Origin of the sequence: Brevibacillus massiliensis (assembly GCF_000311785.1) — a bacterium.
GTDB lineage: Bacteria > Bacillota > Bacilli > Brevibacillales > Brevibacillaceae > Brevibacillus_C > Brevibacillus_C massiliensis.
The window spans coordinates 114,043-137,876 of sequence record NZ_HE978543.1 but is presented as its reverse complement, the minus strand read 5'-3'; the positions used below and the strand labels follow the sequence as shown (position 1 = coordinate 137,876).

Annotated in this window: 22 protein-coding genes, 5 pseudogenes and 1 other annotated feature; of the genes and pseudogenes, 25 read left to right on the top strand and 2 right to left on the bottom strand. The window is 53.0% G+C overall.

Features of this window, described 5'->3' with window-relative positions; translation table 11 throughout:
• Positions 1-27 precede the first annotated feature (27 nt).
• The 5 genes and pseudogenes from HGBM_RS32565 to ilvA all read left to right on the top strand — a co-directional run bounded on the left by HGBM_RS32565 (position 28) and on the right by ilvA (position 5,557).
• Positions 28-944, top strand: a pseudogene (locus HGBM_RS32565) (PEP/pyruvate-binding domain-containing protein).
• Positions 945-956: 12 nt separating this feature from the next.
• Positions 957-2,042, top strand: coding sequence for a hypothetical protein (locus tag HGBM_RS27825; RefSeq protein WP_245553011.1), 1,086 nt, complete (start codon positions 957-959; stop codon positions 2,040-2,042).
• Positions 1,940-2,551: a PEP-utilizing enzyme gene (locus HGBM_RS31825; RefSeq protein WP_245553009.1), complete on the top strand. Its 612-nt coding sequence runs from the start codon at positions 1,940-1,942 to the stop codon at positions 2,549-2,551. Before HGBM_RS27825 ends, HGBM_RS31825 begins: the two co-directional genes overlap by 103 nt.
• 24 nt (positions 2,552-2,575) lie before the next feature.
• Entirely contained in the window at positions 2,576-3,916 is a 1,341-nt protein-coding gene (locus tag HGBM_RS17435; RefSeq protein WP_019122373.1) for an MFS transporter, read from the top strand.
• Between the two features lie 74 nt (positions 3,917-3,990).
• Positions 3,991-4,246 (top strand) — a binding site (T-box leader).
• A 63-nt stretch (positions 4,247-4,309) separates the two neighbouring features.
• Positions 4,310-5,557, top strand: a complete 1,248-nt coding sequence (gene ilvA / locus HGBM_RS17430; RefSeq protein WP_026074499.1) for a threonine ammonia-lyase IlvA — start codon at positions 4,310-4,312, stop codon at positions 5,555-5,557.
• Positions 5,558-5,666: 109 nt separating this feature from the next.
• On the opposite strand, the gene HGBM_RS32130 is transcribed toward ilvA, so the two are convergent.
• Positions 5,667-5,798, bottom strand: a complete 132-nt coding sequence (locus tag HGBM_RS32130) for a hypothetical protein (protein ID WP_019122371.1) — start codon at positions 5,796-5,798, stop codon at positions 5,667-5,669.
• Between HGBM_RS32130 and HGBM_RS32560 the strand changes: the two genes are divergently transcribed.
• The 16 genes and pseudogenes from HGBM_RS32560 (at position 5,736) to HGBM_RS17350 (ending at position 18,541) form a co-directional block, all read left to right on the top strand.
• Positions 5,736-6,041 carry an SH3 domain-containing protein gene (locus HGBM_RS32560; protein WP_390620992.1) on the top strand — a complete coding sequence of 102 codons (306 nt, stop codon included), beginning with the start codon at positions 5,736-5,738 and terminating at the stop codon, positions 6,039-6,041. The genes HGBM_RS32130 and HGBM_RS32560 overlap by 63 nt on opposite strands.
• 104 nt (positions 6,042-6,145) lie before the next feature.
• Positions 6,146-6,607 (top strand): helix-turn-helix domain-containing protein, encoded by a 462-nt coding sequence (locus tag HGBM_RS29005; RefSeq protein ID WP_019122369.1) that lies wholly within the window; start codon positions 6,146-6,148, stop codon positions 6,605-6,607.
• A 185-nt stretch (positions 6,608-6,792) separates the two neighbouring features.
• Positions 6,793-6,921, top strand: a complete 129-nt coding sequence (locus HGBM_RS32125; RefSeq protein ID WP_019122368.1) for a hypothetical protein — start codon at positions 6,793-6,795, stop codon at positions 6,919-6,921.
• 161 nt (positions 6,922-7,082) lie between these two features.
• The gene (locus HGBM_RS17405; protein WP_019122367.1) at positions 7,083-8,183 is read left to right on the top strand and encodes a PRK06851 family protein; all 1,101 of its coding nucleotides are present in this window, start codon (positions 7,083-7,085) and stop codon (positions 8,181-8,183) included.
• A 55-nt stretch (positions 8,184-8,238) separates the two neighbouring features.
• Positions 8,239-8,436, top strand: a pseudogene (locus HGBM_RS31820) (VOC family protein); the annotation flags it as partial.
• Between the two features lie 128 nt (positions 8,437-8,564).
• The gene (locus HGBM_RS27810; RefSeq protein ID WP_019122366.1) at positions 8,565-9,029 is read left to right on the top strand and encodes a DUF169 domain-containing protein; all 465 of its coding nucleotides are present in this window, start codon (positions 8,565-8,567) and stop codon (positions 9,027-9,029) included.
• Between the two features lie 146 nt (positions 9,030-9,175).
• Positions 9,176-9,322: a hypothetical protein gene (locus HGBM_RS30435; RefSeq protein WP_154653331.1), complete on the top strand. Its 147-nt coding sequence runs from the start codon at positions 9,176-9,178 to the stop codon at positions 9,320-9,322.
• 45 nt (positions 9,323-9,367) lie between these two features.
• Positions 9,368-10,544, top strand: a pseudogene (locus tag HGBM_RS27805) (M20 family metallopeptidase).
• A gap of 106 nt (positions 10,545-10,650) precedes the next feature.
• A complete protein-coding gene (locus HGBM_RS17385) occupies positions 10,651-10,851 on the top strand; it encodes a DUF3311 domain-containing protein (RefSeq protein ID WP_019122363.1) in 201 nt (66 codons plus the stop codon).
• Complete coding sequence (locus tag HGBM_RS17380; RefSeq protein ID WP_019122362.1) at positions 10,848-12,323, top strand: sodium:solute symporter family protein; 1,476 nt, start codon at positions 10,848-10,850, stop codon at positions 12,321-12,323. Before HGBM_RS17385 ends, HGBM_RS17380 begins: the two co-directional genes overlap by 4 nt.
• Before the next feature lie 143 nt (positions 12,324-12,466).
• Positions 12,467-12,895: a response regulator transcription factor gene (locus HGBM_RS31815; protein WP_245553008.1), complete on the top strand. Its 429-nt coding sequence runs from the start codon at positions 12,467-12,469 to the stop codon at positions 12,893-12,895.
• Positions 12,861-13,604: a hypothetical protein gene (locus HGBM_RS31810; RefSeq protein WP_026074497.1), complete on the top strand. Its 744-nt coding sequence runs from the start codon at positions 12,861-12,863 to the stop codon at positions 13,602-13,604. Before HGBM_RS31815 ends, HGBM_RS31810 begins: the two co-directional genes overlap by 35 nt.
• Positions 13,579-13,956: a helix-turn-helix transcriptional regulator gene (locus tag HGBM_RS31805; RefSeq protein ID WP_026074496.1), complete on the top strand. Its 378-nt coding sequence runs from the start codon at positions 13,579-13,581 to the stop codon at positions 13,954-13,956. The genes HGBM_RS31810 and HGBM_RS31805 overlap by 26 nt, the downstream gene beginning before the upstream one ends.
• A gap of 167 nt (positions 13,957-14,123) precedes the next feature.
• Positions 14,124-15,790 (top strand): annotated as a pseudogene (hutU, locus tag HGBM_RS27795) (urocanate hydratase).
• A gap of 51 nt (positions 15,791-15,841) precedes the next feature.
• Positions 15,842-17,122, top strand: a complete 1,281-nt coding sequence (gene hutI / locus HGBM_RS17355; protein ID WP_019122361.1) for an imidazolonepropionase — start codon at positions 15,842-15,844, stop codon at positions 17,120-17,122.
• Positions 17,123-17,209: 87 nt separating this feature from the next.
• The gene (locus HGBM_RS17350) at positions 17,210-18,541 is read left to right on the top strand and encodes a YjiH family protein (RefSeq protein WP_035287428.1); all 1,332 of its coding nucleotides are present in this window, start codon (positions 17,210-17,212) and stop codon (positions 18,539-18,541) included.
• Positions 18,542-18,598: 57 nt separating this feature from the next.
• On the opposite strand, the gene HGBM_RS17345 is transcribed toward HGBM_RS17350, so the two are convergent.
• Entirely contained in the window at positions 18,599-19,609 is a 1,011-nt protein-coding gene (locus HGBM_RS17345; RefSeq protein WP_019122359.1) for a zinc-binding alcohol dehydrogenase family protein, read from the bottom strand.
• 100 nt (positions 19,610-19,709) lie between these two features.
• On the opposite strand from HGBM_RS17345, the gene HGBM_RS17340 reads away from it, so the two are divergent.
• The 4 genes and pseudogenes from HGBM_RS17340 (at position 19,710) to HGBM_RS17320 (ending at position 23,693) form a co-directional block, all read left to right on the top strand.
• Positions 19,710-20,048 carry a hypothetical protein gene (locus HGBM_RS17340; RefSeq protein WP_019122358.1) on the top strand — a complete coding sequence of 113 codons (339 nt, stop codon included), beginning with the start codon at positions 19,710-19,712 and terminating at the stop codon, positions 20,046-20,048.
• Between the two features lie 349 nt (positions 20,049-20,397).
• Positions 20,398-21,273: pseudogene (locus HGBM_RS29730) on the top strand (transposase); the annotation flags it as partial.
• Positions 21,274-21,527: 254 nt separating this feature from the next.
• A complete protein-coding gene (locus HGBM_RS17325; protein ID WP_019122355.1) occupies positions 21,528-22,268 on the top strand; it encodes a LytR/AlgR family response regulator transcription factor in 741 nt (246 codons plus the stop codon).
• A gap of 15 nt (positions 22,269-22,283) precedes the next feature.
• The gene (locus tag HGBM_RS17320; protein WP_019122354.1) at positions 22,284-23,693 is read left to right on the top strand and encodes an ATP-binding protein; all 1,410 of its coding nucleotides are present in this window, start codon (positions 22,284-22,286) and stop codon (positions 23,691-23,693) included.
• Positions 23,694-23,834: the final 141 nt, after the last annotated feature.

Genomic DNA, 23,834 nt, shown 5'->3' with positions numbered 1-23,834 from the left:
GATTCGCTTTATGTAAAAAATTTGTAAATGTTAGGAGTGCGATTGTTGTACACTGTTCCTCTCAAAAAGGCAGGCCAGTCAGCGATCCAGCTCGTCGGTTCAAAGGCGTGGCACCTCGGCCGGTTGATTCAAGCGGACATCCGCATCCCCGATGGATTCGTCGTCACTTCCCAAGCACTGGAACGATTTAGGCACGGGAATGATTTGGCCCGTATCACCGGGGAGGATGAGATCGGCCGGGAGATACTGCGAGCGTCCATGCCGGCCGATGTGGCAGCTGAGATTGCCGCCGCCTATCAGTTCCTGCAAACGTCTGCAAAGCAGCCGCCCTGCCCCGTTGCCGTCCGCTCCTCCTCATCCGCAGAAGACCTGCCGGAGTCATCCTTTGCCGGACAGTACGACACCATCCTGAACGTCCGAAGCGCGGCTCAGCTGGAAGAGAGCATCAAGCGCTGCTGGGCCTCGATGTACTCTCCCCAAGTAAAGCAGTACGTCCGGCAAAAAGAATCTTTACCGAGGTTCCCGCCATGGCAGTGCTCGTCCAGCAAATGATTCCGGCCGACGTGTCCGGCGTCATCTTCAGCATGAATCCGTTGAATCGCGACCGGGACCAGATCGTCATCAACGCGAGTTGCGGTTTGGGGGAAGCGGTGGTCTCCGGTTTGGTGACGCCAGACACGTTTTTCGCAGACAAACACCATTCGCATCTGCGCAAAGAAATGGGAGTAAAAGAGATGAAAATCGTGTCCCGCAGCCAGGGGACAGAGGAGGTCGAGACGAGCGTCGCCGAGCAGAGCCGCTATTGTCTCCTTGATGCAGACATCCTCGCTTTGACTGAACTGGCCAAAAAGATTGAAGCGTTCTATCAATACCCGGTTGATATTGAATTCGCCGTGAAAGACCAGCTGATCTACATTCTGCAGGCAAGGCCGATCACAACCTGAGGAGGTGCCGATATGATTCGCCGGACAGGATTTCAGCAGGAGATTTTTTTGAGCGAGGAGGATAAGCGGCAGGGCTTTTGGGTACAAGATGACGTCCATTTAGGGCATGCCGCCAGCCCGTTGTTTGCCTCCTTTCAAATTCCCGCGATGACGGAAGGGACCAAACGAGCGTCCGAGAATTTGAAATCCCCGGTCAGCCAATTTCATGTAAAGCTGTCGGATGGCCGGATTTATCAGCACACGATTCCCTATTCGGGAAAGCTGGAACAGCGTTTGCAGGAACACCGTGCCAGGGTCGAACCGCTTTTCCCCGTTTTGAAAAAAAGATTGTTCGACTGTGTGGAAGAAGTGCTTCTCCCTTTTTATCGCCGTTTGGACTTCTATCGGAGCCAGCCGCTAACCCTGGCGGGGGCGGGACAAATCGTGACGGAGCTGCACGAGTTTTACATACGAGCCTGGCAGTTCCACTTTGAACTGGTGATGCCCAGGTCTTCCCTGACGATGGCGTTGGAGCGGGCGTATACGGAGGCAACCGGCGATCCCGACCCTACGGCAGTCTACGGCTACCTGTCCGGAGTGATGAACAAGACTTTGGAAACCGACAGAGAACTGTGGAATCTGGCGAGACAGGTGAAAAATTTAAGCTGGCTTGCGGCGCTGTTTGCCAATGTGGCGGCAGAGGAGGTCGAGCAGCGGCTGTCCGGGCATCAGGATGGAAGAGAATTGCTTTTCAAATGGAGGCCTTTCTCCGGGAATACGGATACCGGACAGCCAATTCCCATGAATTTGCGGATGAGACATGGATCGAAAATCCGGTGCATGTACTGTCTGTCATTTCCAGGTACGCCGAGAAAGACTACGATTTTTCCGGTGAGTTTGCCCGGATCGTCAGCGAGCGGGAAAGGAAGCTGGCCCGGCTGCTGTCTGCCCTGCCTGATGGGGAAGCCAAAGCCAGCTTTCTGCGATTGCATGGGTGGGCGCTGGATTGCGCCGGTTTGGATGAAAATCACCACTTTTACATTGACGCGATGCTTCCGGCCAAATCGCGCTTGCTCCTGCTGCGTGTCGGCGAATTGTTGGTCGAATCCGGGGCTGTAGGCTATAAAGAAGACATTTTCTACCTGTTCGCAGATGAACTTTTGGATGTGCTGGAGCATCCCAAGGACGTCACGGACCTGGTGGAACGGCGCATGCGGGAGCATCAGGAAAACAAGCAAAAACAGGTGCCGGCGTACTACGGGCCCCCTCCCGCTGCCGCGAGAGAGGACCCCCTGCTTGAGCGGATTTTTGGCGGCAAGCTGCCGGAAGTAGACGAGGAAGCGCGGCAATTTACCGGTTATGCCGCTTCACAGGGAGTCTACATGGGCGTGGTGAAAGTGGTTCGCGATCCCGCTGAATTTGCAAAGGTGCAAAAGGGGGACGTCTTGGTCTGCAAAACCACCACGCCGGCTTGGACAGTCCTGTTTTCTGTCGTCGGCGCTGTCGTTACCGACGCGGGTGGGATCTTGTCCCACGGCGGAACGGTGGCGAGAGAATACAGGCTGCCGGCGGTTGTCGGGACCAAAATCGCCACGGCCACGCTGAAAGATGGGATGTCGTTACGGTAAACGGGACGGACGGTGTGGTCAGTTTTGGCAGGAAGTAGGCAGGGGCTGCTGCTGTTTGCCATTTTGACCGGGACGTTCCTGGTTCCGGTCAATTCCACGATGATCGCGGTGGGACTGCCCAGCATCGCCGACTCTCTGCAAAGTGATTTGATCCACGCCTCCTGGGTGGTGACCATCTACTTGATCGTCATGACCACATTTCAGCCGATAGCCGGGAAATTGGGGGATCTGTACGGCAATCGGCAAACATTTTTGCTGGGGCTGCTGCTGTTTCTCATCGCCTCTCTCGGCTGCATCGCGGCGGATGGGCTGCTCGGGCTGAGCGTATTCCGCGCACTGCAGGCGCTGGGCGGGGCGCTGGCGTCGCCGAATGCCAGCGCAATCCTGCGCTTTGCCATCCCGAAAGAGCAGATGGGGAGAACGTTTGGCCTGTTTGGCTTGTCGATGGGCCTGGGGGCTGCGATCGATCCGTTAATCGGCTCGTTTTTAATCAGTGCATGGGGCTGGACATCCATTTTCTGGATAAACATTCCCTTCGCTTCTCTTTCGTTCGTCCTTTCTTTTCTCGTACTGCCCAAAAGGGAATCACGGCCGGCGTCGGCTGTTGATGTGCCCGGATCGATCCTGCTGGCGATTGGCCTGGTGACGCTCATTCTGCTTTCGACACACGCTGAGTACGCCAACGTCTGGACGTCAGGTCTCTTGCTGCTGGTGATTCTCCTGTTTGTGCTGCAGGAGCGGAGGTGCAAGGTGCCGCTGATTCAGTTTGAGTTATTCAGGATACGGATGTTTACCAGTGCGAATTTGTCGATCCTGCTGGCCAACGCGATCATGTACAGCACCATTCTGGTCATGCCCATCCTGCTGCAGCGGGATCTGCACCTGCCGATCGAAACCATTGGCTGGCTGCTGTTCGCCTTTTCCTTGTGCATGTCGCTTTGTTCCTGGGTGGGGGGATATTTGTCCGATCGGATCGGCAGGGATAAGACGGTGCTGTTTTCCTTTTTGATATCGGGTTTGGCGGCTGCGGCTTACCTGGGCATCTATCCCTATCATTCCGTCTCATACCTGTGTCTGGTGTTCATCATTGGCGGGATCGGTTCCGGCATCGGGACAGCCGCGATGCAAACGGCTTCCCTGCAGGCCGTCGCCAAGGAGCTGGCCGGAATCGCTTCCGGTATTTTCTTGACCTTTCGCTACATAGGCGGGATGATCGCCTCCGTCCTGGTCAGCCTGCTGGTCGATTATCGCCTGCTGTTTTACATGCTGATCGGGTTTGCCATCCTCGGCATACCGGTATCGCTCGGGCTGCTGGATCCGACCGGCCGGCAGGTGCGGCGGGAGGGGCAGGACATCGGGGGTTGACAACGATCCAAAGAGGTACCTATAATCGTTATATCCAACGCGAAAACTTTGATGAGTAAAACACTTCGGAATACTTTCAAGCGAAGATAAGGACAAGTAAAAGAGGGCTCTGGCGCCAGAGAGCTGTCCCGCGTGCTGAAAGGACGGTCGCTACTCCCTCTTTGAATATCACCTTAGAGCTTTGTTTTCGAACGGGCAGCGCGCCCCCCAGTAAAAAACAACGGAGAGTCGCCGTTATCAGACTAGAGTCTTGGCCCAAGACTTACCAAGCCTGTTTTTCGCGAGGAAAGCAGGAAAGTTGAGTGGTACCGCGATACTCTCGCCTCAGCAATCATGTCGATTGCCGGGCGGGAGTTTTCTTTTTGGCTCAATTTTGAATCGGAGGAAAACGAGATGAACCACGTAAGGATGGAAGATATCATTTTGGCAAATCACGCCTTAAAAGACGTCGTGAACAAGACACCGCTGCAAAAGAACCAGCGTCTGTCGCACCGTTACAACTGCAACGTATACCTGAAGCGGGAAGACCTGCAAGTCGTCCGGTCGTTCAAGATCAGAGGCGCTTACTACCTGATTCAGAGCCTGTCGGAGGAGGAAAGGCAGAAAGGCGTCGTCTGCGCCAGCGCCGGCAACCACGCCCAGGGAGTAGCCTATTCTTGCCAGCAGTTGGGGATCGAAGGGAAAATCTTTATGCCGACGACGACACCGCGGCAGAAGGTCTCCCAGGTCAAGCTGTTCGGCGGCTCGTTTGTGGAAGTCATCCTCACCGGAGATACGTTTGACGATTCTTACTACGAGGCGATGAAGTACTGCACGGAAGAGAACAAGACGTTTATCCACCCGTTCGACGATCCGAAAGTGATTGCCGGACAGGGAACAGTTGGCCTTGAGATCATGAATGACATCGAGGATACGGTTGATTACGTCTTCGTCAGTGTAGGCGGCGGCGGGCTTGCATCCGGCGTGGGTACTTATGTAAAAGGGATCAATCCCGCGGCGAAAATCATCGGCGTCGAACCGGCCGGAGCTCCTGCCATGCGCCATTCCCTGGAGAAGGATGACACCGTGACCCTCGAGGATATCGAAAAATTCGTCGATGGCGCTGCTGTCAAGCAGGTGGGGCACCTCACCCTGGATATATGCAAAGAGGTGCTGGATGAGGTGGCGCTGGTGCCGGAAGGGAAAGTGTGCACCAGCATTCTCGAACTCTACAACGAACACGCGATCGTCGCTGAACCGGCCGGGGCGCTGCCGCTTGCAGCCCTTGATTTTTACCGCGAGGAGATCGCCGGCAAGAACGTCGTCTGCATCGTCAGCGGGGGAAACAACGACATCGACCGGATGCAGGAGATCAAGGAAAGATCGCTTGTATACGAAGGTTTGAAGCATTACTTCATCATCAGTTTCCCGCAGCGGGCCGGCGCCTTGCGGGAGTTTATCGAACGGGTATTGGGACCGGACGATGACATTACCCGCTTCGAATACACCAAGAAGAACAACAAGGAAAACGGTCCCGCGCTGGTGGGGATCGAGCTGAAAAAGCGGGAGGACTACCAACCGCTGGTCAACCGGATGAAACAGTACAGCGTGAAATATGTGGAGATAACCGAGGATCCTTATTTGTTTAACCTGTTGATCTAAGGAGGGGGCTGCCTGGGGGGCAGCCTGTTCACGTTTTTGGCCCATCACCATTGGAAAATAGAAGAAGATTTTCACAAAGGATGTCGGATATTTACAAAAATATCCAGATCTAGCCGGAGCCGTTGCGAAGATCGTCGATATCACAAATCTGCGGCGCGGTCCGGGGCTTGAGCATGACATTGTCGGCAAGGCCAAGCCGGGCGATTCGTTTCCAATCGTCGGGACGCAAGGAGATTGGCATCAAGTATCCCTCCCGGGCGGCAATACCGCATACGCCGCCAGCTGGGTCGTAAAAACGAATCGCGCGCATTTTGTTCGTCAGCGGAACCGCTGCTCACAGCCAGGCTTTTGCGGATGTCTTTGCCCGAATTTTACGGTTCGATTGAAGGAAGGTCACAATTCATACCTGCAGTCAAAATCCCTTGCCTTGCAAGGGATTTTTCTCATTTGTTTCCTTTTTGGACGGAATCGGCTTCACGCCTGATTTCTTCCGCTTGTTCTTTTGTCAGTTGAAATCGCATGTCCACTCCTCCGTGAGAATACAATAAAACTGATATCCTACATTACTCGTGATGATGGGGTGCTGATATGGAACAGAAATGGCAGGAAACGACGTTTCGCTTACCTACGACATTTCTCAATTTGATCGATTACCTGGCTTCCTCTTCGCGCACCCACGGTGTGCAAATGAACCGGGACGATATTGCCCAAGCCGCCTTTTCCTTCTTTTTTTCCCGCTATCTCGACGATCCACATGTAGCGCCGGCGCTGTACGAGGAGATCAGGAAAGACCTCGATCAGCATTTCAGCCTGGGTTCGATGTATCCTTTGAAGAACAGCATCGCTCATTACATCAAGAACGTGAGAAAAATCAACCTGGCGCAAAAGGAGATCGCCCAACAGCTCGGGATTTCGCCCAGCACGCTTAGTATGATCCTGAAGAACGTAAACCAACCGTCCCTGGATGTTTTTTTGCGGATTTGGATCTGGCTTGGTGTCCCCCCGCTGAAGGAACTGCTTTATCGGGAGATGCCCGAAGAAAAGAAATAGGCTTTCGTGATGCCAAGGCCAAGTGGTTCGGAACGATGAATTTCAAATTCATTCTTATGACATAAAGGACAACCTTTGCCTCATAATCTATTGATAAAAACCGTTTGTTACAAGTGTTACCATCTATCCCCGATTCCAAACACAGCAGGGAACATTTCCACCTCTTTCAGGGAGGAGGTGAAGTCATGGGGTACTTGGAAAAGCTGTTCTGGCTGTTAAAGGTTGTCGTAACCTCGTTTGAACTTGTCCGGATTTTCTGTCCCCGAAAAAAATGGAGAGGAGCCCACTCCCGCCGACCAAAGCGAAAGAAGTAGACTCCCGGGAAAGCGGAGGCCTTGTCCACCTCTGCTTTCTTCTATTTGTATGTTACCCAATTCCCATTTATACATACAAGGGACAGACGCACAATTTGCTCCTGCCGTCATATGATAGGTGGTGTAAACCACACCCTCGATACTGGAAAGGAGCGTTCCCTATGGGTGAAACGGTTCGGCATTATTTTGCCAGCGGAAATACGGCAGCGGGGGTCCATCTTTTGTTTGGCTCCGCTTTTCAAGGGCTTGATCAACTCTATATCCTCAGGGGTTGCCCGGGTACAGGCAAGTCGACAATCATGCAGCAGGTAGCAGACGAGATGCTCAGGAAGGGACGAAGCGTGGAGATGTTTCACTGCCCGTTTGACAGCGATACGCTCGATGGGCTGATCCTGACCGAAGAGAGAATCGGGATCGTTGACGGCAATGCCTGCCGGGATACGCTGGGACCTGAGAGTGCCAAAGCGGTCTTCTATATTGATATGGATCAGGCAGTGGATCAAGCCAAAGTCTCGCGAAACCAGTCCAATTTGGCTGCCCTGCAGGAGGGCTTTGAGGAGAGATGCACAAAAGCGTATGAGACCTTCGCCAAGGCTCTGCGGATTCACGACGAGTGGGAAAAATACTACATCGACAGCATGAATTTTACCAAAGCCAACCAAGTGGCGGAAGAATTGGTCGATTTCTTCTTTGCCAATCGGGTGAAACAGAAGCAGTCGAAGATCAGGCATGTTTTCCTGGGGGCGGCTACTCCCAAAGGGGCGGTCGATTTTGTCGAGAATCTAACCGCAGGCGTGTCCAAACGAATTTTTGTAAAAGGCCGCCCCGGATCGGGAAAGTCAACGATGCTGAAAAAATTAGTCTCCGTTGCGGAAGAAAGAGGCTTTGATGCGGAAGTGTTTCACTGCGGTTTTGATCCGGGCAGTCTGGATATGGTGATCTTTCCGGAAATCAGCGTGGCGATTTTCGATTCCACGGCGCCGCACGAGTACTTCCCCAGCAGGGAAAGTGACGAGATACTGGATATGTACGAACAGGCGATTGCTGCGGGGACGGATGAAAAATACGCAAAGGAAATGGACGGGATCAAAGCACGTTACAGAAGTGCGATGAACGAGGCGATATCATACCTCGCCGAAGCCAAAAAACGGCGCGACCGATTAAAGGGTTTGTATTTCGAGACGATCGACTTCTCTGTGATCGACCGCTTGTCGCAACAGGTGAAACAGGGTGTCGAAAAGGCTGTTCTCAGCAGCGGATAAGCAAGGCGTACCGAAATAGAGGCTGTTGAGGTGCCCCCTTGATGGGGGCATTTTTATGGTTAAACTCAATCATCTCAATCTTACCGTTCCGGACGTTCCTCGACTCGGAAGTTTTTGGAGACCTGTTTTGGGATGACCTGTAAAACCAGCCGCGAAGACAGCTTTGCAGGAATGTTTGATGACGATGGCTTCGTCTTGACTCTAATGAAGGGGAGCGATGTTCAATACCCGAAAAACCTTCCATATTGGATTTCTGGGCTGGACGGTAGCATCACGGCAGAGGACCTGGTCTCTCCCCAATGCGGCGTGGTCATCGTTCTGCATCCAAGAAATGAGGAATGGCTGTCCGGCAAGGAAATGACAGGAGTGTAATTTGAGGGAGTGCGGGATTCGGCAGCCCATCAGCAGGCGATGACCACCGTGCCGTGTGGAAGGTTTGAAGAGATGGCGGTGTCGCCGCTGGCCTCTGGCCACTTGAACCCGCCTGATATCTGTCTGATCTATGCGACACCGGGGCAAATGATTCTGTTTATCAACGGTTTGCAATGGTCCCAATACGAAAAATTCGAGTGGAGTATTGTCGGAGAATCCTCTTGCCCCGACTCATGGGGGCGGGCCCTCGTCACGGGAAAACCCAGCTTGTCGATTCCCTGTTTTGCCGGAAGGCGTTACGGCGGTGTATTGGACGATGAACTGCTGATGGCCTTGTCCCCCGAACATTTGGTCAAGGCATTGGCAGGGTTGGAACAATTGAGCAAAAACGGACTGCGCGATCCAATTCCGCAATACGGCATACAAATGGATGCCAGAAGCGGGCTGGAGGTTGGCTGCGGCAAGAAAAAATAACGAAAGGAAAGGATGACGGCAAGATTTGAAGAATTATATTTGAAATATTCAGATAATGATATAGGGAGAGCTCTTTTAGCAAGCAGGGGAGGGTGAGGATCGCGGCACGGTTAAAATGCTGTCGCACAGTGCAATGTCGCCGCTGTTTGAAGCGGTCATCGAGGCCGCGGAGGAAGCGATATGAAACGCGATGTGCACGGCGGAAAACGATGACGGGAGCAAACGGCAAGACCGTGACCGTGCTGCCGCTGGACGATTGGGTCGACCTGATGAAACGGTACAAGCGGCTGTAGGGCAGCAGAAGGCGAACAATTTTGCGGGAAAGGAGCGTTTTTCAGATGACGACGACCACGCTGAATCAGGCAGCAGAACAGCTAAGGGAGCAGGTGATCGCTTGGAGGCGCTGCCTGCATGAGTATCCTGAACTGTCTTTTCACGAAGAGAAGACGGCACAATTCGTGTATGACACGCTGGTCTCTTTCGGCAATCTCGAAGTAACCCGTCCCACCAAGACGAGTGTGATGGCTCGTCTGACCGGTTCCCGGCCGGGGAAGGTGCTGGCGATGCGGGCAGATATGGACGCCCTGCCGATAACGGAAGAGAATACGTTTGAGTTTGTCTCGAAACATCCGAGCGTCATGCACGCCTGCGGTCACGACGGACATACTTCGATGCTGCTCGGGACGGCGAAAATCCTCTCCGGGATGAAGGATCAGATCAAGGGGGAAGTCCGCTTTTTGTTCCAGCACGCCGAGGAGCTGTTTCCGGGAGGCGCGGAAGAGATGGTCGCCGCCGGCGTGATGAATGGCGTGGATCTGGTCATCGGCGCCCACCTCTGGGCGTCGATGGAGTACGGCAAGAATCGGCGTTGTGGCCGGGCCGATGATGGCTGCCCCCGACGCTTTTTGGATTGCGGTGACCGGCAAGGGAGGACACGCCGCCCTGCCCCATCAGACGATCGACAGCATCGCGATCGGCGCCCAGGTGGTGACCAATCTGCAGCACATCGTCTCCCGCAACACCGATCCGCTGGATCATCTTGTTCTTTCCGTTACCCAGTTTGCTGGAGGAACGGCACATAACGTCATCCCTGGCTCGGTCGAGATCGCCGGAGCGGTCCGCAGCTTCGATCAATCGCTTCGCGAAACCGTACCCGCGCTGATGGAACGGGTGATCAAAGGCATTACCGAAGCCCACGGGGCAAGTTATGAGTTTCAGTACCAATACGGGTACCGGCCTGTCATCAATGATGCGGAAGTGGCCCGGCTGATGGAAGAGACCGTACTGGAAGTGTTCGGCGAGGAAGCGCTTGACAAGATGCGGCCCAATATGGGCGGCGAGGACTTTTCAGCCTTCCAGCAAAAGGCCCCGGGCTGTTTCTTCTACGTGGGAGCCGGCAATCGGGAGAAGGGGATCGTCCACCCGCATCACCATCCCCGGTTTACAGTTGATGAGGATGTGCTGGAAATCGGCGTGAAAATGTTCCTCAACGCCGCACGAAAGGTCGTTTTTTGACTGTATCAGAAAGGTTAACTTCCGTGAACCAGCATCCTGAACCAACAAGAAAAGCATCTGCTAAAGAAGAAACCAAACCGAATGGAAACGAAAGGAGGAAGTGCGTGTGAAAGCGATTCACGTACTTGCGCTCTTACCGTTTATCGGCATTTTGGGCGGCATCACGTTGGCCAATAAAGTAACTCCTTACGTCCTGGGCATGCCGTTTCTGCTTTTCTGGATGGTCTTGTGGACGGTGTTGACATCGCTGATCATGTTCACCGTCTACAGGCTGGATCCGGCCAATAGGGAAGGTGATCGGGAATGAATGCCGCTTTGACGATCATTTTCGCCTTCCTGGCGTTGTCGCTCGTTCTTGGCATCTTGGCGCGAAAAGGGAAAGACATGAACCTGGAGCAGTGGACCGTCGGCGGTCGGGGATTTGGAACCCTGTTTGTTTTTCTGTTGATGGCCGGGGAAATTTACACGACGTTTACCTTCCTTGGCGGCAGCGGATGGGCGTATGGCAAAGGCGGCCCTACTTTTTACATCATCGCCTACGGGTCGCTGGCCTACGTCCTGTCGTACTGGCTGCTCCCGGCGGTTTGGAAATACGCCAAAGAGCATAAATTGGTGTCGCAGTCCGACTTTTTCGTCAGCAAGTACAAGAGCCCGTACCTGGGCGTTCTCGTTTCGCTTGTCGGGGTGGCGGCGCTGATCCCGTATCTCGTGCTGCAGCTGAAAGGACTGGGCATCATCGTGTCGGAAGCGTCTTACGGCACGATCTCCCCGACGGCTGCCATCTGGATCGGCCTGATTGCCGTCGTCGCCTACGTGATGGTCTCGGGGATTCACGGTTCCGCCTGGACAGCGGTGGTAAAGGACCTGATGATCTTGTTTGTCGTGCTTTTTTTGGGAATCTATCTGCCATTTCACTACTACGGCGGCTATCAACCGATGTTTGCGGCGATCGAAGCGGCCAATCCGGGATTCCTGGCCCTGCCGGACAAAGGACTCAGCCCCTCGTGGTTTGTCTCTACGGTCTTGTTGACGGCATTGGGTTTTTACATGTGGCCGCATACATTCGGTTCTGTCTATTCCGCGAAGAGAGCCAGCGTTTTTCGGAAAAACGCGATTGCCATGCCGCTGTACGGACTGGTGCTGCTGTTTGTGTTCTTTGTCGGATTTTCCGCTATCCTGCAAGTTCCCGGGCTGCAGGGGGCGGACGGGGATCTCTCCCTGCTGCGGCTTTCCATCCAGACGTTTGATCCGTGGTTTGTCGGCGTGATCGGGGCGGCGGGGTTGCTGACGGCGATCGTACCCGGCTCGATGATTTTAATGTCGTCCGCGACGCTGTTGGCCAAGAACATCTACCAAGTGTTCGCCAAATCCGCTACCGAAGCGCAAATCTCCCGTCTGGCCAAGATCCTGGTTCCGGTCGTCGGATTGGTCGCGCTCTATTTTACCTTTAAAGGCGGCAGCACGATTGTGACGCTGCTGTTAATGGGCTACAGTCTGGTCACACAGCTGTTCCCGTCGCTGGTCCTCAGCCTGTGGAAGCGCAATTTTGTGACGAAGCAGGGCTCTGCAGCCGGGATTTTCGCCGGCGTCGCTACCGTGACCTATATTACGATCCAGAATACGACGGTAGGCACGCTGTTTCCGTCCTTGCCCCAGGCGATTCAGGATTTGAACGTAGGGGTGATTGCCTTGATCGTCAACGTAGTGGTGATGGCCGCCGTTAGTATCGCAACCAAAGGGAGCGCCAAACGGAATTGGTCAGACAGCCGCGCGGCGTGAGATTGCGCGGCATCAGGGGTGAACGTTTCCGGGTGAAGTCCTTCCCGGAAGCGTTTTTCTTTTGGCGTTTTGCGGGCAAAGCGGCTGCAGGTCTCGTCTGCTATAATAAGGAAGACAACCCAAGCGGAAAAAGGAGCAGCCGTATGGAGAAAAAGGTAAGCCTATTGATCGCCGACCGCGACTTGAATGAACGCACGGGAATTGGCTGGCTCGTCGCTTCGTATTCCATCCCGTTCCATCAGGTCAAGCTGGCTGGTTCCATCTCCGAGGTGTTTCACCTGATCGAAGCGGAACACCCTGATGTCGTGTGCATCGAGTTGGACATGATTCCCAAAGAGTCCTGGGAGCGTTTTACCCTGCTGACCAGAAGGTACGGTCCGACAGTGATCGTGATGACGACCGAGGCCACATTTGAGCGGGCGATGCAGGGGATCGGGCTGTATGCCGCCGACTTGTGGCTCAAGCCGCAGTCTCCTGACAACATCAGGCGCGTGCTGACCCAATGCTGCCGGGTGGCTTCGCGGGGAGAGCAAAGAGTTGTCCGCCAGTCTTCAGCCGGAGGTTTCCTATGAGGCGCTGTTTCTCCGGCAGGCGTCGCCGGCAGACGATTGCCGCTTGATGCTGCTGCAGCCGGAAAACCCACAGGACATACCGGGCTTGCACGCTTTTTTAAGGGATTACCCGTTCCGCCATCCCCCGTTTTACCTGCCCTTGAGCGATTTTATTGTCTGTCTTTTTTCATCCGATCCGCAAGATGAACCGCTTCAACTCAAACAGCTGGGCAACCGGCTGCTGATGGACTGGGAGCGGGAGTCTTCCCAACCGCTGTCCATCGTCCTGTTCGAGGCTCGCAGCACGCATATGACGTTGAACGAAAAGTACCTGCTGGCCAAACAAGCGCTGGACATTCGCTTTTTTAAAGGCAGCAGGCAGGTCTCGGTGGTGGATGGCCCGGTCGATTGGGTGATCATCGATCCGTTTTTGACCCCGGCAGAACAGCGGGCCTGGATCGATATGCTGCATGACGGCGACAGGGAGCAGATCAAGGAGTGGATGTACCGGCAGTATTTTGCATCAGGAAGCGCCTTATCCGGAGCCTGGACTCTTGCGGACCCGGCTGACCAGCATCCTGGCCCAGGTGCGCCGCTTCATGAAATCGCACCGCCTCGACGAAGGGGCATTGGAAAACCAGTACAACCGCGTGTTCGAAACGATTTTGTACAACCCGATCCTCTACCGGATCGTTCAGGAGTTTTTGCTGTTCATCTACGACCTGCTTGATCAGGCCAAAAACAACCGGGAGAGCTACCGGGTGGACGCTGTCGAGCAGGCGATCCGCTACATGGAAGAAAACTTCCACAATTCAGAGCTGAAGCTGGAGGATGTCGCCGGTTTTGTCGGCCGCAGTCCGGCCTACCTCAGTTCGCTTTTGACAAAAAAACAGGGAATTTCCTTCCGGCAGCTGCTGACATCCATCCGCGTCAAGCAAGCACAGCGGCTGCTGCGGGAAACGACCCTATCGGTACAGGAGATTGCCGACAAAGCCGGATTTCACAGTGCCAATTACTTCAATAAAATCTTTAAAGAAAAGACAGGGACAACCCCGCGGCGTTACCGCAATCTAAAAAAATGAGGAAAATCGAAAGAAATGATACTTTTTGCTTGAAAGCGTTTTTATAAAGGTTGTCTTTGTGAAAATAATGTGAAAAATTCAAAAGCCAATCGTCTATTCTCTCCTTTGTTCCTTTTCTATACTGAAAAGCAGAACAGAATTTTTTTCTTTTAAGAGGTGAAGGAGCAGTGGTCAAGCAGAGAGACAAGCGAGTGATCGAAAATTACACCGGTTCAGAATTGCATGCAAAGGGCTGGATCCAAGAAGCAGCACTGCGCATGCTGTACAACAATTTGAACCCAGATGTGGCCGAGCGTCCGGAAGATTTGGTCGTTTACGGCGGGATTGGCAAGGCCGCCCGCAATTGGGAGTGTTTCGACGCGATTGTGGATACGCTGCTGAAGCTGGAAAACGACGAAACCTTGCTGATTCAATCGGGCAAACCGGTTGCCGTGTTCAAAACGCATGCGGACCGCCAAGAGTTCTGATGGCCAATTCCAATCTCGTTCCGGCGTGGGCGAATTGGGACCATTTTCACGAATTGGATAAAAAAGGACTGATGATGTACGGCCAGATGACCGCGGTAAGCTGGATTTACATCGGCTCCCAAGGGATCGTCCAAGGTACCTATGAGACATTTGCCGAATGTGCCCGCCAGCATTTTGGCGGCACGCTTGCCGGAACGATCACCGTGACGGCAGGGCTGGGCGGAATGGGCGGCGCTCAACCGCTGGCTGTCTCGCTAAACGGCGGGGTCAGCATCAATATTGAGGCGGACCCGAGCCGGATTCAGCGGCGCCTGGATACCAAATACCTGGACGTCATGGTGGAGAACCTGGACGAAGCGATCCAACGGGCCGAGAAGGCAAAGCAGGATCGTCAGGCGATTTCCATCGGTCTTCTCGGCAATGCGGACGAGGTGCTGCCTTTGATGCTGGAGCGGGGCTTTATTCCCGATGTCCTGACCGACCAGACATCCGCACATGATCCGCTTAACGGCTATATTCCGTCCGGGATGAGTCTGGAGGAAGCGGCCAGGCTGCGCGAAAGCGATCCGAAAGTTTACGTGGCGAAGGCAAAAGCCAGCATCGCCGCCCACGTGCGGGCCATGCTCGCCATGCAGCAGCGGGGAGCGGTAACGTTCGATTACGGCAACAACATCCGCCAGGTGGCAAAGAACGAAGGCGTAGAAGATGCCTTTGCCTTTCCGGGTTTTGTGCCGGCCTACATCCGTCCGCAATTTTGCGAGGGAAAAGGACCCTTCCGCTGGGCGGCGCTGTCCGGAGACTCGGAGGATATCTACAAGACCGACGAAGTCATCCTGCGCGAGTTCAGCGATAATCAGCACTTGTGCAACTGGATCAGGATGGCTCAGCAGCGAATCAGGTTCCAGGGGCTTCCGGCGAGAATCTGCTGGCTGGGCTACGGAGAGCGGGCCCGGTTTGGCAAGATCATCAACGAGATGGTCGCAAGCGGTGAATTAAAGGCTCCGATCGTCATCGGACGCGACCACCTGGACTCTGGCTCTGTCGCCTCGCCAAACCGGGAGACGGAAGCGATGAAAGACGGAAGTGACGCCGTGGCCGACTGGCCGATCCTCAACGCCCTGATCAACGGGGTAGGCGGGGCGAGCTGGGTGTCTGTCCATCACGGCGGCGGTGTCGGGATGGGCTACTCGCTCCACGCCGGAATGGTGATTGTTGCGGACGGAACAGAGGAAGCGGCGAGACGGCTGGAACGCGTACTGACCACCGACCCGGGAATGGGGGTCGTGCGCCACGCCGATGCCGGCTATGAACTGGCGATCCAAACAGCGAAGGAGAAGGGTATCCACATCCCGATGCTGGGGCGATAACCGGCAGACGGTATAAGTCAGAACGGATGAAGTCGGCAAAGGAGGAGGAAGATGAAAAATCAACCACCGCTATGGATTCGCCATGCCAGCCAATTAGTGACGCTTGCCGGCAGTTCCGCTGCTCCGCTCAGGGGAGAGGCGATGGAACAACTGCAGGTGATCGAAGACGGCAGCGTCTGGCTGGAACACGGCGTGATTCAACTGGCCGGAACAGATGAGGAAGTAGCCGAGGCATACCGGGATCGCCTGGACGAGGCCCAGGCGATCGACGCTTCCGGCAAGCTGGTTACTCCGGGATTGGTCGATCCGCACACACACCACGTCTACGCCGGCAGCCGCGAACACGAGTTCAACCTGCGGCTGCAAGGGGCCACGTACATGGAGATCATGAACAGCGGCGGAGGGATCCACGCAACCACCTCCGCCACCAGAGCGGCAGACCGCGATACCTTGTTTGCCGAGAGCAGCAGGCGGCTGGACCAGTTTTTGCTGCACGGCGTCACGACAGTAGAAGCAAAAAGCGGTTACGGATTGACGCTGGAAGCTGAGCTGAAACAGCTGGAGGTGGCTGCGCTGCTCAACGAGCGCCATCCCGTCGATGTGGTCAGCACGTTTATGGGCGCACATGCCGTTCCCCGGGAGTACAAGGAGGATCCGGAGCGGTTTGTCGATTGCGTCATCACCGAGATGGTCCCGGAGGTGGCCCGCCGCAAGCTGGCAGAGTTTAACGACGTGTTCTGCGAACGGGGCGTCTTTACCCCCGAGCAGTCAAGACGGATTCTCGAAGCCGGGCTCGAGTGGGGCCTCCTGCCGAAAATCCATGCCGATGAGATTGAGCCATACGGCGGCTCGGAGCTGGCCGCTTCCCTTGGGGCGGTCTCAGCCGACCACCTGCTCAAGGCGTCGGATCAAGGGATCCGGATGATGGCAGAAGCAGGCGTGATCGCTGTTCTGCTGCCGGGAACAGCCTTTTTCCTGTTGGCGGAATCAGCAAACGGCCGCAAAATGATCGATGCCGGCGTTCCCGTCGCCCTGTCGACGGATTGCAACCCTGGTTCATCGCCGACTGTTTCCCTGCCGCTGATCATGAACCTCGGCTGTCTGAGGATGGGGATGACCCCGGCGGAAGTGCTTGCCGCGACGACGATTAACGCCGCCCATGAGATCGGCCGCGGGAAGCAGATCGGCAGTATCGAACCGGGCAAAAAGGCTGACATCACGATCTTTGACGTGCCCAATTACCTGGCGCTGCAGTACCGTTATGGCGTAAATCACGTGCACAGCGTCATCAAGAACGGGGCAGTGGTCGTCCGGGAAGGGCGATTGGCATGACAGGGGGAAATGGAAAGGGGGGTGCCGCCCGAGCGGCCCCGTATGCTTTTGACTCGCATCGAAAAACAAGCAAAGGAGGAAATGGACATGGAAGCGCCACAGCTGCACGCGGATGTACAAAAGCCGCCCATCTATTCTGCGGTAAATACGCTGAAGTTTGTCTGCCTTAGTCTGATCGGAATTTTTATGTTCTTTATCCCTATCAGCATCAACGGGAAGTCTTCGATTCCGCTTGACCACATCGTCACCTGGATCAGGGAGGCTTTGCCTGCTGTCGTTCCGCTGTACATTCTCTTGGTCGTTTTGATTGGAGCCATTTATCCTTTTGTTACGAAAACTTGGAAGAAGGATGCCGTCAGCATGGTCTTCTCCATCTTCAAAGTGTTGGGCGTGATCGTCGCCATTATGATCTATACCAAAACCGGGCCGGCATGGCTTTTGTCCGAGAATATGGGTCCTTATCTGTTTGACAAGCTGGCCGTCCCGGTTGGACTCTTGGTCCCGATCGGCTCCGTGTTTTTGGCGATGCTTGTCGGGTACGGGCTGCTGGAATTCGTCGGCGTACTGGTGCGGCCGGTGATGCGTCCGATCTGGAAGACGCCGGGGCGCTCGGCGGTCGATGCGGTCGCCTCTTTTGTCGGCAGCTATTCGATCGGCCTCTTGATTACCAACCGGGTATTCAAGGAAGGCAAGTATACGGTAAAAGAGGCGGCGATTATCGCGACCGGTTTTTCTACCGTTTCCGCCACCTTTATGATCGTCATCGCCAAAACCCTGGAGTTGATGGACAGGTGGAACTTGTATTTTTGGGTGACGCTCGTCGTGACTTTTCTTGTCACGGCGATCACGGTGCGAATCTGGCCGCTCGCCAAAATGAGTGATGAGTACTATACGGGAAAAGGCGACCCGGAAGAGATCATCCGGGAAAAATACCTGCAAAACGCCTGGAGGCAGGCGATGGAGGTTTCCGCCAGCGCGATTCCGTTCGGCAAAAACGTCTGGGACAATTTGCGGGACGGCTTTCTGATGGCGATGAGCATCCTGCCCACGATTTTGTCTGTCGGACTGCTGGGGATGGTATTATCTGAATATACACCGTTTTTTGATATCATCGGCTATATCTTTTATCCCTTTACCTGGCTGCTGCAGCTTCCCGACCCGCTCCCCGCGGCCAAAGCTTCAGCCGTAGAGATCGCGGAGATGTTCCTGCCCGCGCTGCTCGTAACCAAGACGGCACTCGTCACCAAATTCGTGATCGCCGTCGTCTCCGTCTCGTCGATCCTGTTCTTCTCGGCCTCGATTCCGTGCATTCTCTCCACGGAAATCCCGATCGGCATCCCGCGGCTGCTGGTGATCTGGCTGGAGCGAACGATTCTGACACTGATCTTGACGACGCCGCTGGCCTTTTGGCTGTTGTAGCAGAGGAACACCCATCCCGTTTCACGACCGACGTGGGGCGGGGATGAGTGTTTCCGTTTAAAAGCCCTCCAGTACAAGCTTGCCGATCATCCTGCCAAACTCCACCTTGGCGTGTGCCTGTCTCAGCCGTTCGGCGCAAATCGGCGACAAGACCTCTGTCATCGTGGATTGCAGGATTCCTTCATCGAACAAATGGCTCGCTTGCTCCAGCAGCTCATGTTGTTTGATCAGGTCGTCTGTCTGGTACATCGAACGGGTAAACATGCGCTCCCAGGCAAAAGTGACGCTCTTGTTCATAAACACATTGAGATCGGGAATTTGCTTCGCCCTGACGATGGAGCAGATTTTCCCCTGCGGCAGTATGCTGTCCGCCATGTTGTTCCAATGGCCGCTCGTATCGTTCAAGCAGAAGATGTAGTGCACCCCGGGAAAACCGGCCGCTTGCAGCTGGGGCAGCAGTTCTTGCCGGTGGTCGATTACCGTATCGGCCCCAAGCTTGCGACACCAGTCGATCGATTCCCTGCGGGAAGCAGTCGCGATGACAGTCAGCCCCGCCCATTTTGCCAGTTGGATCGTGATCGAGCCTACGCCGCCGGCCCCGCCGATGATCAGAATGCTCTTGCCGGCATCTTTCTCTTTCACAATCCCCAGACGGTCAAACAAGCCTTCCCAAGCGGTAATCGTGGTCAGCGGCATCGCAGCCGCCTCGGCAAAGGAGAAGTGGGCCGGCTTTTTCCCGACGATCCGCTCATCGACCAACTGATACTCGCTGTTGGAGCCCTGGCGGGTGATATCTCCCGCGTAATAGACGGCGTCTCCCGGCCGGAACAGGCGGCAGTCCTCTCCGACCGCTTCCACGATCCCGCTGGCGTCCCATCCAAGGATCCTCGGGGTTTCTTCCGTGCGGTCTTTTGGCGAGCGTTCCTTGGTGTCTACCGGGTTGACCGAGACGGCCTGCACCTTGATGAGCAGGTCTCGGCCTGTCGGGGCCGGTTTTTCCACTTCGAGGTCGAGTAGGCTTTCCTCATGGTCAACGGGCAAATAACGAAATAATCCGACTGCTTTCATCGGGCGATCCTCCTTACCTGTTTTCATTTGGTTTTTCTTCTATTATACTATTTTAAAATGGTAGAAATCGGATGAATTGTTTGATCTAAGGAGAGTGACCATGCCGTCTGTCATCTATGCATACGTCTTCCTCTTCCTCTATGTTCTTCCGGGAAAGTGCCTCCTCTTTACGTTTGCTGATCCGTTTTATTACGGATACAGCACAAGGTATTACATCAGCTGGACAATCTTCTACGGCAGTTTGATCCTTTTTGTATTGATTTGTTTCCGAAAGAAAGCTGCGAACATCGTGAAAAAAGATACGGATAGAGAGGATAAGGTAAATGACTTGTTAGATGTTGTCATTATACTTGTCTATATTCTGCTGCTTAGCTTGCTTGTGGACTTGTTGCCGGATAATATGATGGGGAGGTTGCTTATCCGGAATGATCTCGGTTGAGCGAATGGATGTTTCACATGCTGATATAATCTCCTCGGTAGCTTAGCAGGGACTCAAGCTCAATGACGCGTTCCTTGCATTCAACAATGATGATCCCTTCAAAAGAATTCTCCCCAAACGAGATACTCAGACATTACCGCCATTTTTACAAATTCTATCATGCTCACCGAGAGGACTCCCCTTCAAGCACCACAGAAGCTAATGGGAAGGTGAATCGGTGAAATCTTAGGCATACTTTTGAACTTTGAACTTCGCCAAGCTTTTCATGCAGTCAAGCGAAAAAAACTACTACTTTCAAACAAAATTTGTTAAAATAAAGGGAACGTACGTTTGTGAAGGGGGTGAAATCATGTCAGATCACCATTACAAAACGTTTCAAATCTGCATCAAGAAAGGGCATCGCTTATTTCCTTATTGTAAACAGATGTGCCAAAACGCCAAGCATTTATATAACACCACCAATTTTTATATCCGTCAAGTCTACACCGCGCTCCGAAACCAAAAACCCCAGCAACCCCTGCAACAAGAAGTACTGAAAACGATGCTTCAATATATCGAAGCGATGAATGAACGGCAACGCCAAACTTATCGGTCGAAAGTCGCAAAGGAACAGCAAAAACCTGTGGAACAGCGTCAAGAGAAGAGATTCGATGCAACGAATTCGTCCTGCCGTCTGAAGAAAATCCCTATATCGATTATCATTTTTTGGACAGTTTATTCAAAATCATGGAACAAGAGGATTATCGGTCCCTTCCGATACAAAGCAGCCAATGGGTGATGAAGGGTGTATTTCAAAATTGGAAAAGAGGGGAAGTTTCTCAAATTCCCGAAAACCATACAGCGGCTAAACATTGGTAAACTGGGGCACACCGGAGGGAGGTTAAGACAGGTAAGAGTTATTCCAAAGTATGGGCAATACGTCGTCGAATTGGTCTTTGCCTGTCCGCTTGCAACCAAGATGACGGAAAAAGGCAAGTACATGGCGATTGATCTCGGCATTGATAATCTTGCAACCATTGTCACTACAACGGGTTCGCGTCCGGTATTGGTGAAGGGCAAGCATATCAAGTCGATCAATCAGTATTACAACAAGAGGAAAGCTCATTTTCTGGGCATCCTTCGTCAAGGGAAGAAACCGAAAGAAGGACAGCATACCTCCAGGCGATTAGAGCGATTGCATCAAATTCGACATCGAAAAATCAAAGACCTTTTTCACAAGGCGAGCTGAATCATGTTGCGCCGATCTTTTGGTTTCATACGCTATTGACTGTTGCAAGGCTTTCTATAACGAGCAGTCCACCAGACTGCAAACCGGTAAAGTCGACTGTTCAAAGTTTTTTTGGGATGGAAGAGAATACTAATGATCAGTTGAAGAAGTGTTGAATATCGTCTCAGAAAAGATGGCTCGGAAGCAAATATCTGTTGGGGGGAAGGTAGGAAGTCGCAGATGCTTTCTTACTGAACATAGGAGGGGTAGATTTGTTGCCGATAAAAATTGTAATCGCAGACGATGAGCCCGGAATCTTGCTATTGCTTCGCTCCATTCTCAGTGAGCTTCCAGATGCGCTGATTGTAGGGACAGCCGAAAATGCCAATGACGCCTTAAGGCTTGTCAGAGAAAAAGGACCGGAGCTGACTTTTTTAGACATAGAATTGCCCGATAGGAAAGGGCTGGAGTTGGCTGAGAACCTGCGAAAAATAAAGCCGGATATGTTTATCGTTTTTATCACCGCTCACCGGAAATATTCCCTCGAGGCTTTTCATCTATATGCTTGTGACTATATTCTAAAGCCTATTGACCCCGATCGGGTAAAACAGACGTTTCGGTATGTTCAGCAAATCCTAAAACTACCCGCGAAGCATCAACCAGCCTCCCATTTGCAGACCCCCAGAATCTCAATAAACCTCGGCCATGAACGGATTTTTGTAAAACTCAGTGAGATCTTTTACATCGAGAAAACGGGGCGCCATACCTTTATTTCCTGCGTTAATGGAAAATTCAAAACACGGCAAACCCTGCAGGAGCTGGAACAAAACTTGGGAACAGGTTTTTTTCGCTCACACAAATCCTATATCATCAATACGGAACAGGTGGAACGGATCGTCCATTATCCTAATTCTTCTTACTATGAGGTCAGATTTAAAAATTATAATGGCAAAGCTCTGCTCAGCCGTGACCGCGTACATGAACTGATGGCCTATGCACAGTACAATGTCTAAAGGAGAAAATTGAAGATGGATTTTATGCCATTGATACCATTTTTAGGTGTGTCGGTACCAGAAAGCGTTGTTTTGTATTACTCGGCACTTACCCTGGCGGGAAAAAAAGGATCACCGCTATCTATTCTGGCTCTTTCCCTGTTAACTTCGCTTTTTTCTTATTTTGTCCGCTCGGTGTCAATGGTTTTTGGTATCCATAGCTTTTTGCAGGTAATCGGGATGGTCATGATACTGAACCTTTTGTTTCAATTATCCTGGTTTACAGCTGCAACTGTCATGATCCTTGCCAGTGTGGTACTGGGATTGGCAGAGGGTGTTTTTGTTCCTTTGCTTGCCAGGCTTTTTTCTGTGAATCTTGAGGAAATTATTTTCAACCCTGTGTTGAGGATCCTGTTTTCTCTGCCACACCTGCTCTTCCTGTTATTATTAACCTTTCTTGTTCGCAAACAAAAATGGCGGCTGCCCTTATTGGAACGGCTGACGGAAGGAAACAACGGGGAGATAAAAAGGGGAAAAAGGCAAACGCTTAGCCAAATGAGCCTTTTTGCCCTGTATCTGGTACAAGCATTAATGCTGGCATTGCTGAACATCAGTTTTTACGTCTATTATTCAGGGGTTTATCCCAGCTTTACCCTTGCCACTTTAGTAGAAATGAGCAGCATTGTGCTGATGGTTTCGGCTCTTGCAACCATTCTTGTGGCCGGTTACCTCTTGAAAGTTACGGAACGGGAAGCCAGATTACAAACAGAATTGCGTCATTTTCGGGAGAAGCATAAGCTGAGTTTGCAATTGCAGGTTGAACGACACGATTTCTATAATCACCATACAGCGATGTATGGATATTTAAAAGTAGGTCAATATGACCTGGCAGCAGCCTATATGGAAAACTTGTACCAAACCGTTCGGCACATAGACAGTCTCTTGAAAATGGATCCTCCGGAATTAGCTGCCATTCTAAACGTAAAACAGGAGGAAGCAAAGGCCAGCGGGATCGCATTTCATTGGCGGGTCAATACGGAAGGCAGCACCCTTCCGCTCTCGCCGGAGGATCTCATCCACTTGGTCGGCAACTTGTTGGACAGCGCCTTGGATGCGGCAAAAGCTGACAGCTCTCCAAGAGTAGACTTGACTCTTAGTAGCAATAAGCTTGGCTTGGCGCTGAACGTATCGAATAATGGTCATCGCATCTCTCAAGACGACTGGCAGAATATCTCCACTGCGGGGTATACGACCAAAGATCCAGACCGGCATAGCGGACTGGGGCTATACATCATCGGGCAAATCATAGACCGTTATCACGGCTGTATGGAATTGAAAGAACCCGAAAATTATCAGGGTGTGGAATTTAAAATCTATATTCCGTGGGAGAATTCGGCATATGGCAGCGAAAGAGAAGGAGTTTCCTTGACAAGCCGAAGATCGTGAGCCTTTTGCAAAATGAAGAGCAACAGGCTTCATCCATAAAACCGGCGATATGAACACAGATGTTTACGGTTCATGCCGTGATTGGTACAGGTTGAGCATGAAATATAGGAAGCGGAAAAAAATACTGATAATATACGGAAT